General features: G+C 62.1%; 16 protein-coding genes and 1 tRNA gene. 8 read left to right on the top strand and 9 right to left on the bottom strand.

The window, feature by feature from the left end:
- Positions 1-247 precede the first annotated feature (247 nt).
- Positions 248-1555 (top strand): multicopper oxidase family protein, encoded by a 1308-nt coding sequence (locus tag ACNSN7_RS12675; RefSeq protein WP_418282663.1) that lies wholly within the window; start codon positions 248-250, stop codon positions 1553-1555.
- Positions 1556-1634: 79 nt separating this feature from the next.
- Here the strand turns inward: ACNSN7_RS12675 and ACNSN7_RS12670 are convergent, their stop codons facing one another.
- The 3 genes from ACNSN7_RS12670 to ACNSN7_RS12660 form a co-directional block, all read right to left on the bottom strand.
- A complete protein-coding gene (locus ACNSN7_RS12670) occupies positions 1635-1784 on the bottom strand; it encodes a hypothetical protein (RefSeq protein WP_418282662.1) in 150 nt (49 codons plus the stop codon).
- A gap of 71 nt (positions 1785-1855) precedes the next feature.
- Positions 1856-2098, bottom strand: coding sequence for a hypothetical protein (locus ACNSN7_RS12665; protein WP_418282661.1), 243 nt, complete (start codon positions 2096-2098; stop codon positions 1856-1858).
- Between the two features lie 245 nt (positions 2099-2343).
- The gene (locus ACNSN7_RS12660) at positions 2344-2805 is read right to left on the bottom strand and encodes a MarR family transcriptional regulator (RefSeq protein ID WP_418282660.1); all 462 of its coding nucleotides are present in this window, start codon (positions 2803-2805) and stop codon (positions 2344-2346) included.
- A 196-nt stretch (positions 2806-3001) separates the two neighbouring features.
- On the opposite strand from ACNSN7_RS12660, the gene ACNSN7_RS12655 reads away from it, so the two are divergent.
- Positions 3002-3694: a hypothetical protein gene (locus tag ACNSN7_RS12655; RefSeq protein ID WP_418282659.1), complete on the top strand. Its 693-nt coding sequence runs from the start codon at positions 3002-3004 to the stop codon at positions 3692-3694.
- A gap of 34 nt (positions 3695-3728) precedes the next feature.
- Here the strand turns inward: ACNSN7_RS12655 and ACNSN7_RS12650 are convergent, their stop codons facing one another.
- Positions 3729-3932 (bottom strand): hypothetical protein, encoded by a 204-nt coding sequence (locus tag ACNSN7_RS12650; protein ID WP_418282658.1) that lies wholly within the window; start codon positions 3930-3932, stop codon positions 3729-3731.
- A 160-nt stretch (positions 3933-4092) separates the two neighbouring features.
- Here ACNSN7_RS12650 and ACNSN7_RS12645 point away from each other — a divergent pair, with 160 nt between their 5' ends.
- From ACNSN7_RS12645 to ACNSN7_RS12635, 3 genes are all read left to right on the top strand, one after another.
- Entirely contained in the window at positions 4093-5214 is a 1122-nt protein-coding gene (locus ACNSN7_RS12645) for a hypothetical protein (protein WP_418282657.1), read from the top strand.
- 264 nt (positions 5215-5478) lie between these two features.
- Positions 5479-5739, top strand: a complete 261-nt coding sequence (locus ACNSN7_RS12640) for a type II toxin-antitoxin system HicB family antitoxin (RefSeq protein WP_418282656.1) — start codon at positions 5479-5481, stop codon at positions 5737-5739.
- Between the two features lie 28 nt (positions 5740-5767).
- Positions 5768-6031, top strand: coding sequence for a type II toxin-antitoxin system HicA family toxin (locus tag ACNSN7_RS12635; protein WP_418282734.1), 264 nt, complete (start codon positions 5768-5770; stop codon positions 6029-6031).
- A gap of 846 nt (positions 6032-6877) precedes the next feature.
- Here ACNSN7_RS12635 and ACNSN7_RS12630 read toward each other — a convergent pair.
- The 4 genes from ACNSN7_RS12630 to ACNSN7_RS15555 all read right to left on the bottom strand — a co-directional run bounded on the left by ACNSN7_RS12630 (position 6878) and on the right by ACNSN7_RS15555 (position 8654).
- Positions 6878-7051 (bottom strand) — tRNA-Trp (locus ACNSN7_RS12630).
- 81 nt (positions 7052-7132) lie between these two features.
- On the bottom strand, positions 7133-7357 hold the full coding sequence (locus ACNSN7_RS12625) for a DUF5795 family protein (RefSeq protein WP_418282655.1): 225 nt from the start codon (positions 7355-7357) through the stop codon (positions 7133-7135).
- A gap of 67 nt (positions 7358-7424) precedes the next feature.
- Positions 7425-8447, bottom strand: a complete 1023-nt coding sequence (locus ACNSN7_RS12620; protein ID WP_418282654.1) for a DUF5794 domain-containing protein — start codon at positions 8445-8447, stop codon at positions 7425-7427.
- Positions 8448-8654, bottom strand: a complete 207-nt coding sequence (locus ACNSN7_RS15555; protein ID WP_496923307.1) for a DUF8099 family protein — start codon at positions 8652-8654, stop codon at positions 8448-8450.
- Positions 8655-8931: 277 nt separating this feature from the next.
- On the opposite strand from ACNSN7_RS15555, the gene ACNSN7_RS12615 reads away from it, so the two are divergent.
- From ACNSN7_RS12615 to ACNSN7_RS12605, 3 genes are all read left to right on the top strand, one after another.
- A complete protein-coding gene (locus ACNSN7_RS12615; RefSeq protein ID WP_418282653.1) occupies positions 8932-9705 on the top strand; it encodes an NAD(P)-binding domain-containing protein in 774 nt (257 codons plus the stop codon).
- Between the two features lie 102 nt (positions 9706-9807).
- Entirely contained in the window at positions 9808-11262 is a 1455-nt protein-coding gene (locus ACNSN7_RS12610) for a small ribosomal subunit Rsm22 family protein (protein WP_418282652.1), read from the top strand.
- Positions 11263-11304: 42 nt separating this feature from the next.
- Positions 11305-12225 (top strand): EamA family transporter, encoded by a 921-nt coding sequence (locus ACNSN7_RS12605; protein WP_418282651.1) that lies wholly within the window; start codon positions 11305-11307, stop codon positions 12223-12225.
- A gap of 25 nt (positions 12226-12250) precedes the next feature.
- On the opposite strand, the gene ACNSN7_RS12600 is transcribed toward ACNSN7_RS12605, so the two are convergent.
- Entirely contained in the window at positions 12251-13171 is a 921-nt protein-coding gene (locus ACNSN7_RS12600; protein WP_418282650.1) for a DUF4349 domain-containing protein, read from the bottom strand.
- Between the last annotated feature and the right edge of the window lie 337 nt (positions 13172-13508).

Below are 13508 nucleotides of genomic sequence, written 5' to 3'. Positions count from 1 at the left end.
GACGGGCTTCTGAACCACCGGTCCGATCGATCATAGTTTTGGAACTCATACACCATTCGGTACCGTATTCGATTCCGATGACGATCGCTGGATCACGGAATAGACCGCGAGATGTTGGACATACAATCTAATGACGAACTCATTCAGGGAGAGGACCAGTCGACGAGATGTGCTCACAGCCGGTGTGATTGCGGGGAGCACTGTGCTCGCTGGCTGTGTCGATACCACAACTGATTCCGTTGGATCGTTGGACGACCGCGAGTTCCCGGAGCCGCGATACGGCGAGCCGGACCGATCGTACCATCTCACTGCGACCGAGAGTGACGTGTCGGTCGCAACCGACGAGTCCTACGATGGCTGGACGTACAACGGCGAGTATCCCGGGCCGGAAATTCGCGCGGTGGAAGGTGAACGCGTCCGCGTCACAGTCGAGAACGATCTGCCGGAGGAAACGACGATTCACTGGCACGGGATGGTCCTCGACGGTGACAACGCGATGGACGGCGTTCCGGGCGTCACCCAGGCTGCGATCGAACCCGGGGAGGAGTTCGTCTACGAGTTCGACGCCGAACCGGCTGGCACACACTGGTATCACAGCCACGTCGGCCTACAACTGGATCGGGAGCTTCTCGGTCCGCTCGTTATCGAGGAGCGAGAACCGCACGTCGAGTACGACACCGAAGCCACGCTCGTCCTCGACGAGTATCTCCCGACCGAACCACGCGTCGTATCCGCAAGGGGAGGTGGGGGCGGAATGGGCGGTGGCGGATTCCCTGACGCACCGCCGGCGGAAGGGACGCTGGTCAACGGACGGCTCCCGGACGAACCGGCAACTGTCGACGTCGAAGCGGGCGAGCGAATCAGACTCCGACTCATCAACGCCGCAGCGGCGACGACCTACCGATTCGGTATCGGTGGTCACACACTCGTCGCCACCCATACGGACGGGCCAGCCGTCGAACCGGTGACCGTCGATACGCTCGATATCGGCATGGGGGAACGATACGACGTCGTCGTTGCGGCCGACTCGGCAGGGAGATGGCCGATCCGAGTCTCCCCACTCGATACGTCCGCACCCAGGGGCCGAGCCATTCTCGACTACGAAGGGCACGACGGAGATGTCACCGATGGTGAGATCGGTTCTCGTCGCCTTCAGCTCTCGGATCTCACCGCTATCGACTCGCTCGACGCGTACACGGGCTCGCCGGATCGGACGGTCGACCTCACGCTTTCCGGTGGTCCGATGAGCGGAAGCGGAGACGAATGGACTATCGATGGGCAGGCGTATCCGGACGCCGATCCGATCCGTATCGAGGAGGGCGAGTACGTTCGACTCCGGTTGCAGAATCGAAGTCCACTGCGCCACCCGATGCATCTCCACGGACACCATTTCGTGGTCGGTGACGTACTGAAAGATACGGTCGTCGTCCCCGGTCACATGGGGCAGGTCACGATCGATTTCGTTGCGGAGAACCCCGGTATGTGGTTCTTCCACTGCCATCACCTCTACCACATGGAGACCGGGATGGCTCGAGAGGTTCGATACGAGCGGTAACCGCTGCAGCCCGGACAGGTTTCCGCGTTCGTGTACCGATTGACCGTGCAACCGCTATTGTACGTCTACAACGTCCGGTTCACACGACCACCTCACCGGAGTGGAACGCGGCCGGATGGATGCCGGCCGCCTGTCGGGTCATGTCGACGATCGCGACGTCGGGCGCGAGGATCTGAAACCGGATCGGAGGGTTCGAAACGATGAACGAGGAGGGAAAGTGCGGGGACACGTGGCCAGAGCGGTACAACGTGGGCGATCGGCCGACTCATCGGAGCCAATTTTTCACTAAGAAATCCGATATTATTCTTCGGCTTCGGCAGGCCCGTTGACAGAGTCATCGGGCTGCGTGATCACCATCCGTGGAATGATGCCGCTGAACGATTTTTCGACGAGGTCTCCGACCGGCGTGATCACGTGATGGAGCACCCCAGATTCGACGTGCTGTATGAACGCGTCATCGACATCCGTGTAGGTTCCCTCGTCCCACGTTTCATAATACGGTGAGAGGTCCTCGTGATCACCCGGAACGAGGATCTGTGTCACGATATCGACCTGACCGAACTGCGTCGCTTGTTCCGGATTCTCCTGTTGCCACGGTGCCTCATCGTCACGATACAGATCGAGTTGCAGCTCGGCTTCACACGTTAGTCCGGAGGGGTCCTCGCACAGCCGCGGATTCCGGACCGAAAACTGACTCGAGACCTGCCCGTAGACCGTCTCCCCAATCTCCGGGTTAACGTCGATGTTAACCGACTCGACGTAGTATTCCGGGAGATCGAGTTCCGGAATCATTGGACCGGGAGCTCGGAGCCCGCATCAAGTGACCGCTTCTGCCGGTGATATGACTCAACCACGGGCTCGTTTCCGGTCTCTTTGTTCTGGTAGTTCGTGACTGGCTCATACGGTTCGTCATGGCTCTCAAACGAATCGACGGAGCCGAGCGACTCGAGCATCTGATACACGAACCGAGACCCGAACTCGCTGATCTCGTACCGTCCGTTGTACGAGCTCTCATCGTCGATCGTCGTCCGCTTCCTGACGAGCCCCGCAATGGTGAGCGCGTCAAGCGCGTTCGTGATCTGCGAAGACGAGAGCCCGAGATCCTCTTTCAGCTCAGTGAACGACTGTGGTCCCTCCTCCAACAACGTGGCGACGATAGCCTTTCCGTGTTTCTTATCCAATGCTTCGATAGCCTGCCTGATTTCAAGAGGGAACAGTTCAGCCCTCTCTTTTGCTAGGTTGTTCGACATGATCTCTTTGGTTCCTGGCAGTGTGTTTTGTTACGCATTCCCGCCCATGGCACATTGCGTTGGTTCTGCGTCTACAGTCAAGATTTCTGTACCCGTGGATATAAAGATTTTTACTAAGAAATCCTATACTATATGATTGACGGCTCACGATACCGAGAATTAAGTGGATCGGTGAAGGGTATTACATGACTAGCGAATGGACGACCGATTCCCGGATGGACTGAGTGGTGCGGTTGCGAAAGCAAATTCACAATCCGATAAGGCGCTCTATCGCTATCTCCGCCTTCACATCTTCGGGCCGTACTCGGGTGATTGTGAGGCCTTTCTCAATGAGGTCAAACTCAAGTTACAAGACAATGAGTTCGAGCAGGCGAAGATCTGCTCCGACCGGGACGACAGCCCACCGGATGGAGCGAGCCCACGCGAGAAAGCGGAGTTCTGGCACGAGGTGAGCTATGATTTCGCGGACCACGCCGATGTGGCCGTCTTTTTCATTCTGGAAAACGAACTGGACCGTGCGAACGTACTTCCAGATCGCGCGTTCAAAGACGAACCGTATGGCGATGGCCCTCCTCGCGAGGAGATCAACTCCTCAGTGATACAGGAGATGAATTACTGGTTACGCGAGATCGATATTGAACGCGAACGGACCCTCGTCCTTTTTGAAGGAGAGATGGCGAATAAGATCGGTCCCGTGTTTCGCGGCGAGGTCACGACGGAGGAGATCGACGTTCAGAATCAGGTCGAATTAGACCTGAATGACTTCGATCTAAACGATACGGAGCGGGCAGTCGAGTACGTCCACGGACTCGCTCGGAACTGGGCGATGAACACCTGCAAGCTACGGCTGCAGGACCGATATTTGTCCGAGGCAAACAGCGAGTCGTGAGAACCGCCACACCGCCAAAGGGAAACCGCGACGACTACCGCTTGCTCCACTCGTCTTCGATCCGTTCGAGACGGTCACGGGCTACGTCGACGTGCGCAAACGCCTCGGCGTCGTCCACGATCTGCTCGTACTGTGTCTCGGGTTCCTCTCGGTCCGCCGGCCTGTCGTGACCGATCTTGTTTGTCCTCGGCCACCATCCTTTTCGAACGATTCGCGGATGTTCATCGACGTCGATCATGGTGAGACATTGCTGACGTTGTGACCAGATGAGAGCGAACTCGCGAAGATGGGCCTGATGAGCAGCTTTTCTGGATATCCGCCCCAGATGGCTCCATTAGAGCCAAAAGAACCTATAGATCCGGTATCGATCAATACCGTGACGAGCGAGTGAATGAATTATGGAGGAATCACAGGCAAGGCACCCGCTGGATGCTGACTCGTTGGACTGTCACTTGTGGATCACGGCATGGATTGAGCGTGGAGAACGGCGCGTGAACTCATATGCTGGGGCGAGCACATTGCTGTTCGGTCTCCCACCGACTATCGTACTGGTCGCTTATCCGATCTTTCGCTGGCAGTACATGACCCTTGGTTACCTCTTCAGCTTCGCCGCAGTATTCCTCATTCTGCTCGTGGCCCCGTACCTGATCTGGTACTACGAGGCGAAACTCCTCCCGACGTTCCGCCGCGACGTAACCGCGATTGTGGCTTCGTCGGACCGAGACCGGGCGCAGAGCTTGGTAGATCGATACAGCCGTGTGATCGATCGGTACTGGTGGATGGCAGCCATCCTCGCGTCGATCCCCATCCCGATCCTGATGGTCCGAGGAGGCCCGTTTATCCGGCAGCATGGCCTCTTCGGTGCCACTGATCCACTGTTTTGGGCGGTGTTTGCCGTTCTGCTCTGGATCGGGGTGATCGTGGGCATCGGGTTTTTGCTGGTCGCCGTGACGGTCCTTATTATTCGGAACATCGCTTCCTTAGAACTCCGCATCGATCCCATGCATCCGGACGGACTCGGCGGGATGACCATCGTCGGGACGTACGCGATCCGAACCACCGGGTTGTTTTCTATCGGATCGCTACTGCTTCCCCTTCAACTACAGTACGCTGCGACGGTCGGACCACCTGCGGGAGCTCTCATCTACGTGATGGGCGGTGTGTACGCCGTTTTCATCGGACTCTCGTTTCTCTATCCAACGATCAAGATCAGTCAGCGCGCCAACGCGATTCGTCAGCGGATCCTCGAGAACATACGGGATCAGTACGAGGAGTTGAAGCGGGCAGCCGGCGAACCACGAACGGGTGCGGACCTCGTGGACACGGATCCCGTCACCGAACAGAAACTCACCCGACTCCGGGACGAGTACCAGACGTATCAACAGGTACGGTTGTATCCGCTCCGAGTGTCCGTCATCGCCCGGCTGATCGGGTCGATACTTCTTCCGATCCTCTCGATGACGATCGAGTACTTCCTCCAACCCGAGATAATAAACCAACTGCTGAGTGCCGTCGTATAACGATTGTGGCAATATGATATTCTCACGATTTCCCAGTGGTACAGCAGATCTACGTTGAGTGCATCTGGATCGTGGAACAGTGGAACGATCAGTTTGACAAGGTCGACTGAAAGAGACACGGTAACTGACACCGGGATCGAATTCAAAGCGCAGGTCAAGAACAAGGGATCGAGCGTCTCGGGCACGGAACTGAGCCGGATCGCCTCACACTTGCCGGGCTTTATTGGACAGAACGCTTATTCGAGCGGTCCGCGAAGGAAGAGTATGGCGAGTGCGACACGCGACCCATCCAACGGGGAGGGCGTCGAGTTCATTCACGAGGATGACGGCTCGATCACCGCCAAGGACATCGAGACCGGTGTCGCGTCCTTCCGTGACACGAAAGCGGAAGCCCTCCGGATGCTCGCGGAGGCGATCGAACTTCACGAGGGCGGCGGTGAGCCCGTAACCGACGAGGACCTCGAGGAGTGGGGCCTCGAGGACGCGGAACCCGGCGACGAGGAGCTTCCTGACTTCATGAAGTGAAGTCCGGACGAATTTCTCCGGACGCGAGATTGCGTCCGTGCTCCACGATTTCGGCTACAGGCGTGTCGGTCGCGTCGGCAGTCATCTGAAGATGCGCTACGAGTCACCAGATACGGACGAAGTCCGGATCGTGACTGTTCCCATGGCGTCCGAAGACGAGATCCCGATCGGGACTCTACAGTCGATCGCCGATCAGTGCGGCGCGGACGATTGTTCACGACAATCAATAGCCGGGTGCCTCGCCAGCGGGCGTACAAAACGCTCGTACCGATCACTCGTCCATGCGTTCTGACGAACAACTGCCCCCACGACCGAGTGGTCAACGACTGTGACGCCGCCCAATCCGTCGATCAGGCACCGAGCTGTCCATCGTCCGTCTCGCTTCACCCTATTCGTCGCGGTTCGATCACCTACCACATCAATCGTGGTTGGCCAAAGGAAAAGTTGAGTGAACGGGTCGATATGTCTGTCGCCGTCTTGGACAAGCACTACGACGCCCGGACGAAGGAGCAGGAGCGAGAAGGTCGGAAGGAGTATATTGACTTGCTATAACAAAATAAAACGCAAATCGCGCAGTACAGGAGAGTTACTTAGTTTCGGGAGCCTCTGTAGCGAATACGTCCATTCTGTATACTACAAGATACGAAATAACTGCGCCGACGGGGATTACTCCCACCCCAATCTGGAAATTAGTGCCAGCATCCGGCGGGCCGAATACTGCCCCGAGGATGAATCCGAGCATTACCAGTACCGCCCAAATAATTCCGAATCGAACATAAGACGATTGAACCATTACAACGTACCTGACAGTCTGATATACTAATATTTTTGCCTGCTTAATATGTATTTTTCAATCCCCATATATTTTCATATATTATATGCAGAAAATATAATTTTAGTATAGCCGCTAAATTAAACCCCTGAATATCTCTTTCATTTTCAACACATCGAGCGGGGGAGACTCCGCCCCTTCCAAATGTAGCGATCTCTGCCGATAGCGTGTATCGAAATGATCGCTATACGGTGTGGTGGCTGTACCCGTTACCCACTCAAATCGACGCTGAAACCAGTCGTTCAGACTGTTATCCCAACACCGGGTTACTGCCGTCTGGTGGTTTTGGGTTTGAAAGGAAGGGAATGGGGCCGGAGGGATTTGAACCCCCGATCGACTGATATCTCCGGTTCGCCTCGGAACTCCAGAGGGTCGTCAACACGAACGATGATCAGTCGTCCGCTCGGTATATCAGTCTGGAGTGTCGTCCCGGGCGTAGCCTCTGGAGTCAGTCGCCATGCCTGGCTTGGCCACAGCCCCGCGTGATCCTGCACTCGTCGATTACGTGAAGACGACTAAAGGGGTTTCGATCCGGAGCGATCCGTGGACGAGAGCCGGGTCCTACTCGCGGTCGTCGTCCGACCAGTCACACTCCTGGCATTTGTAGCCGGTGACGAACTCCGTCACGCTCGGCATGTAGCCGACGGCGATGACGTCGCCGCCACAGTCGGGACAGTCGCGGTCGGCGTCCTCGATGTCTTCGGTTTCGAGAACCGATCCGCCTTCGACCATCTCCGCGAGCTTTCCGGGCGTCACCATCCGACCCTGCACGACGCGATTGGACATACGCACCGTTGGCGTCGATGTCACCTAAAGGGCGGCGGATCGGGGGCGCGTCCGTAACCGGACGCGGTTACAACCACGGGGCCCGAGAGTCCTCGTCGCCGAACGGGTCCGTCGACTCCTCGTCGTCCGCGACGCCGCCGCCGTTCGCCATCACCGTGACGTCCTCACCGATCGCCGGCATGGGTGCGCCACTGCGCGCGTCATCCGCCGGCTCGACCGGCGAGTCGCTCGCGGGCGCATCCGCCGACCGCACGCGTTCATCCGCATCGTCCGACTCGCGGTCACCGTCGCCGTCCACGGGGAGCGCGCCGGTCGACGGGTCGTCGTCGTGACCGCCGACCTCGTCGACGGGTCCCGAGTCGGGATCGTACGCGAACAGGGCGGTGACGCCGAGCACGGCCAACGCGATCGGGGCCTCGGTCTGCATGAGGCCGAACGGCCTCAACAGGATCGGGAGCGCGAGCACGCCGAGCGCGACCGCGGAGCCGAAGCGGAACCGATCGATGTCGACCCGGTTTTTCAGCTGGGGCGACAGCAGCGCGACCGCCAGCGCGAAGGCGACGCCGACCGCCGCCGCGGCGGTCCCCGGAACGACGTACTCCATCGACACTTCGACGGAGAACCCCGACGGGTCGAAGCTGGCGACGAGCCCGAGCCCGATGATGACGGCGGGGCTGGGGAGGTACTCGCCGATCTCCGAGCTCGCGGTTTTGGCGGCGATCGCGAGGATCACGAGACCGGCGAACCGCTCGAAGATCGCGAGGTTCAGGAACCCCTCGAGCGTCGGCGCGAGCGCGGCCTCGAGCGCCGCGACGGGAAGTATGACGGCACCGATGAGCAGCACCGACGTCGCCATCTCCCGACGGGAGCCGTCCATCTCCGCGAGGATCACCGCCACCGTGGCGGAGCCGCCGAAGATGAGGATCCCGGTCTCGATCACGCCCGTCGGCGAGGCGAGGACGCCGGCGACCACGAGCGCCGGAAATATCCCGTCGATCAGCGGCAGCGCCATCACGGTCGCGAGCAGTTTCGTCGCGCCGCCGACCCGCCGTTCGAGCCGGAGCGCGATCGGGTGCTTCGAGACGCTCATTCAGCGACGATGGCCCTCACCGATGGGCGGACGGCTGGAAGCGGGCGACCCACGATAGCCGCGTGCGCGGCGTGCGGAGTCGGAGCCGACCGAGGCCCGACGAGTCCACGTGAAGCGCTTGCGGGTATTGCCGGATGTAAAGGAACCGCCGAGCTCGATCGTCGGCCGTCCGGCAATGCACGCGTTTGCGGGACTGTCGGAGTCCATACTGCGAATTACGGTTGCGTTCGGGTTAAATATTGTGTGAGATACGTCCGCATAACTCAGCAGAGTTCATGGCTTCTTTTTAAGGGTGGGCGTGGGACCGACGGAAAACGTCGAGATCGATCGAATATTCGTCGGTAACCGATGCTCGAAGGAAATATCCTACGAACGATCAGTACGTCGGGCGGTCCGAGATCCGTTCATCGGCTTCGATTGAACGCGTCTTATAAGCGAGCATCGAACGCTTTTAACGGCCGCACGCCGTCCGTTCGGACGACCGATGGAGCTACTCGTCGTGGGCGCGGGAGAGATGGGGCGATGGGTCGCCGACACCGTCCTCGCCGACTCCTCGCCCGTCGACGCGACCGTGGCGTTCGCCGACCGGGATCCTGCCGTCGCGGCCGAGGCGGCGCGGTCGCGGGATGCCGAAACGACGTCACCGGACGCCGCGTCGACGTTCGACGTACTCTGTCTCGCGGTGCCGATGTCCGCGGTTCCCACGGCGGCCGAGGCGTACGCGGCTCGCGCGGAACACGCCGTCGTGGACGTCTCGGGCGAGATGAGCGATGCGCTCGCAGCGATGCGTGAGCACGCCCCCGACCGCGAGCGCGCGAGCTATCACCCGCTGTTCGCGCCGCCCCGCGTTCCGGGCAACGTCGCCGTCGTCGTCGACGAGGCGGGTCCATACGTCTCGTTGCTCACCCACGCGATCGAGGCCGGCGGCAACGACGTCTTCGAGACGACGGCCGCGGAACACGACAATGCGATGGAGACCGTGCAGGCCGGCGCACACGCCGCGGTGCTCGCGTGGCGGCTCGCCGGCGACGACGTTCGCGATGAGTTTCACACGCCCGTCTCGGAAGCGCTCGACGGGATCGCGGACACGGTCACGGAGGGCTCACCCGCCGTGTACGCCGAGATCCAGCGCGCGTTCGCGGGGGCCGACGACGTCGCAGCGGCGGCCCGCGACATCGCCGACGCCGATCCCGAGCGGTTCGCGGAGCTGTACGAGCGCGCACGCGGCGACCGCGAGACGCGAGAGCGACACGACTGAGCACGACCACGAACCGCCCGTGCGTACGACCGACCCCGACGACCGCGAATCGCCCGTGCGTACGACCGACCCCGACACATCCACAATGACCCGAATCCGACGATGATCGACAGACAGGCCGTCCGGAACAACGCCAACTACCTGCGGAACGTCAGGCCGATCGACCCCGACGAGATCGCCGAGTACATCGAGGGGCTCCCACATCCCGCGGTGGTTCGCGAGGCGCTCCGCGAGGAGGCGTTCGACCTGCGGCTCCGCGAGCGCGACGACGGGTGCTTCGTGCCGGTCGACGACGAACCGGTCCGTTCGCCCGACTGGAGCCCCGCCGCGTTTCCGGAGCCGTACGCGTTCGCGCTGGAGGACCTGCTCGTCGAGGAGTTCGGTGCGAACTGGCACCGAGGAGCGTCGGGCGACCGGTTGCGCGAGGCGATCCGTCGACTGAAAACCGACTACTTCTTCGAGAACGACGTCGCGTACGACCGGATCGCCGCGCTCGGCTACGCGATCTATCACCTCCCGGACTACTACGCGGCGATCGGATACGTCCTCGACGATCTGGTCGAGAACGGGCTCCTCGATCGGACCCTCCGCGTGCTCGATATCGGTGCCGGGACGGGCGGCCCGGCGCTCGGACTCCACGACTACCTCTCCGACGACGCGATCGTCGAGTACCACGCCGTCGAGCCGAGCCCCGCGGCGGACGTGCTCGAACGGATGCTCTCGGAGACCGGACGCAACTTCCGACCGACGATCCACCGGGAGACCGTCGAATCGGTGCTCGGCGTCGGAGCGCCCCCGTCTGCTGCCCTCGGGGACGGAGACGGGCGCGAGCCGTTCGATCTCGTTGTCTTCGGAAACGTCCTGTCGGAACTCGACGACCCTGTTCGAGTCGTCGATACCGCGCTCGAGACGATCGCCGACGACGGGAGCGTCGTCGCGCTCGCGCCGGCGGACCTCAACACCGCGACCGGGCTCCGCGAGATAGAGCGTGCGGTTGCGACGCCCGACCGCGGCGTCGACGTCTACTCTCCGACGCTTCGGCTGTGGCCCGGGCTGGTGCCGGAGGACCCCGGCTGGTCGTTCGACGTCGCGGACGACCTCGCGATCCCGCCGTTCCAGCGACGGCTCGACGAGGACGCGGCTCGCGGACCCGAGGACGAACCGGGCGAGTTCTGCAACGTCGACGTTCAGTTCGCCTACTCGATCCTCCGGACCGACGGGAAGCGCCGCGTCGACGTCCGCGCGAGCGAGGGGCGATGCGCGCGGCTCGCCGACTCGGAGGAGCACGTCACGGACCGCGTGAACCTCCTCGCGGTGAAGCTCAGCCACGACCTCAGCGAGGGCGACAACGCGGTTTATAAGATCGGCGACGGCTCCCAGCGCGTCGAACACTACGCGGTGTGCACCCGGGAGACGGAGCTCAACCGTCACCTTCGGGAGGCCGACTACGGCGCGGTCGTGTTCGTCGAGAACGGGCTCGTCCTCTGGAACGACGACGAGGGCGCGTACAACGTCGTCGTCGACGCGGAGACGGTCGTCGACCTCGTCGCGCCCTGAGGATCGAACCCCTCTTGAGTGACACCGCCGTCGAATCTATCGATGGACCCCGGATCCGGCGTCCCAGTGACGCTCGAACTTGGCGGGGTGGCGGATCCCGGACTCGGGTTCGCGCTGACTGCCGCCGTCGTCTGGGGCGTGTACATCTACCTCCTGAAGCGCCTCTTCGAGGGGTATCCGCCGGCCGCGCTGGCCGTGCTGATCAACGCGTTCGCGATCGCGTGGTACGTTCCGGTCGTCGTCTCGGACGGGAGCGTGACCGCGGCGTCTCTCACCGCGTTCGGGATGGCCGAGATCGCAGTCGTCGCCGTCACCGTCCTCTCGACGGCCGCCGCGTTCGTGCTGTTCCTCGTCGCGATCGCGGACGGCGACGTCTCCTACGTCACGCCGATCAACAAGGTCGTCCCGATGTTCGTCCTCCCGATGGAGATCCTGCTGCTCGGACAGGTCCTGACGCCGCTGGAGGTCGCCGGCGTCGTCGTCGCGACCCTGGCGGTGTACGTCGCGAACTACGATCCCGGCGGCTTCTTTCAACCGTTCGTGAAGGCCGCACGGTCGCGACCCGCACAGCTCGCCCTGTTGAGCGCGATGTGTTTCGCGGTGAGCGACGTCGGGAAACGCGTCGGCCTCCAGGAGCTCGCCATTCCCGAGACGCTGTGGGTCCCGCTGCTACTAGCCGGCGTCGCGGCCGTGCTCCTCCCGAGTGCCGTCCGGAATCCCCCGAGCGACGTGCGCGCGGACCTCCCGAAATTCGCGCTCGCGGGCGGGGTCGTCGCACTCGGCGAGCACACCACGACGCTCGCGTTCGCTATCCTCCCCGCGAGCATCGCCTCGCCGATCATCAACACGCAGGCGATCGTCGCGGTCGTCCTCGGGGGGCTTTTGCTCGGCGAGCGCCACTTCCGGATCCGGATCATCGCCGCCGTGCTCGCGGTGATCGGCGTGACGATGATCGCGATATGAGCCGTCGGTCGCGTCGTCGTCCCTCTCAGTCCTCGTCGTCAGTCAGCGACGGTGTCGTGGCGATCCGCCTCGCGAGCACGCCGACGCCGATCAGCGGCGCGCCGAACGCGAGGACGTACGGGAGCGCGTACGCCGTCCCGACGACCGTCGCCCGGAGAACGGTTCCGACGCCGCTCACGGACTCGAGAAACGCCGCCACGACGCCGGTGTCGTGCCACGCCTCGATCTCGGGCTCCGGGGGCTCCTCGGAGAGCGTGACGCGGATCGTCGAGAGCGCGACCCGATTCTCCAGGTCGGCCTGTCGAGCCTCGAGTCGCTCGATCCGCTCCTGTGTGCTGGACAGCTCCGACTGGACCGCCAGCACGTCGGCGGTCTCGTTGGCGTCGTCGTACAGCTCCCGGAGTCGGTCGCGCTCCGCACGGAGGTTCTCCAGCCGAGCGTCGATGTCCGTCAGCTGATCGGAGACGTCCTCGCTTTCGGTGCTCGCGGACTCGACGTCGCCGACCGCCTCGACGTCGGCCATCGCGGCGTCGAACTCGCTGCTCGGGACCCGAAGAACCAGCGTTCCGACGGTGTACTCCTCGCCGTGTCGATCGGTCGTCTCGCGGGTCGCCTCGCTCACGAAGCCGCCGCGCTCCGACGCAACCGCTCGGACCGCCGCGTCGCTCTCGCCGAACTCGTCGACGGTCAGCCGGAGTTGGCCGGTTCGTATCAGCTGTTGCTCGGCGGCGAGCGCGGCGGGGTCGACGTCTCCGTCCGCGATATCTGCGTCCACGTCGTCACCCTCGAACGTCGTGGATCGGTCGGCCGCGTCGTCCGGACTCGCGTCGCCCTCGATCGCACCGTCTCCGCCCGCAGTGTCGCCCGCGTCGTCCGCACCCGTACACCCGGCGAGCACGAGCATCGCCGCCACCGCGACGACGACCAGCACCCGTTTCGTGTTCATACCTCGACACACGGAGACGGGAACCGTAAACGCTTCCAAGGCGCAAACGTCGGTTTGTGCCTTCCGATCGACCCCGAAGTCGTCACCCATACGCTTCCCGACCGACTCTTTGACGGATATCGTAGATCCGTCTAACCACCCGATCGGCTCTGTTGAAATTCTCTGAATATGATATATTTAGCCCGTTACGGCCAGCACAGACACAGCGGTGATCGATGGCGGGAGTGGGTGTTGCAGGTCGTCGGTTGTAATATAGTATTTAAACGATCGTGAGCGACGGCGATGGCTACTTATAAAGAATGCATGCGGTGGCGTGCGCCCGTGAGCGGCCGTCAGG

This window comes from Halorubrum rarum, from assembly GCF_048380895.1.
Lineage (GTDB): Archaea > Halobacteriota > Halobacteria > Halobacteriales > Haloferacaceae > Halorubrum.
This window is presented reverse-complemented; position numbering and strand designations above follow the sequence as displayed.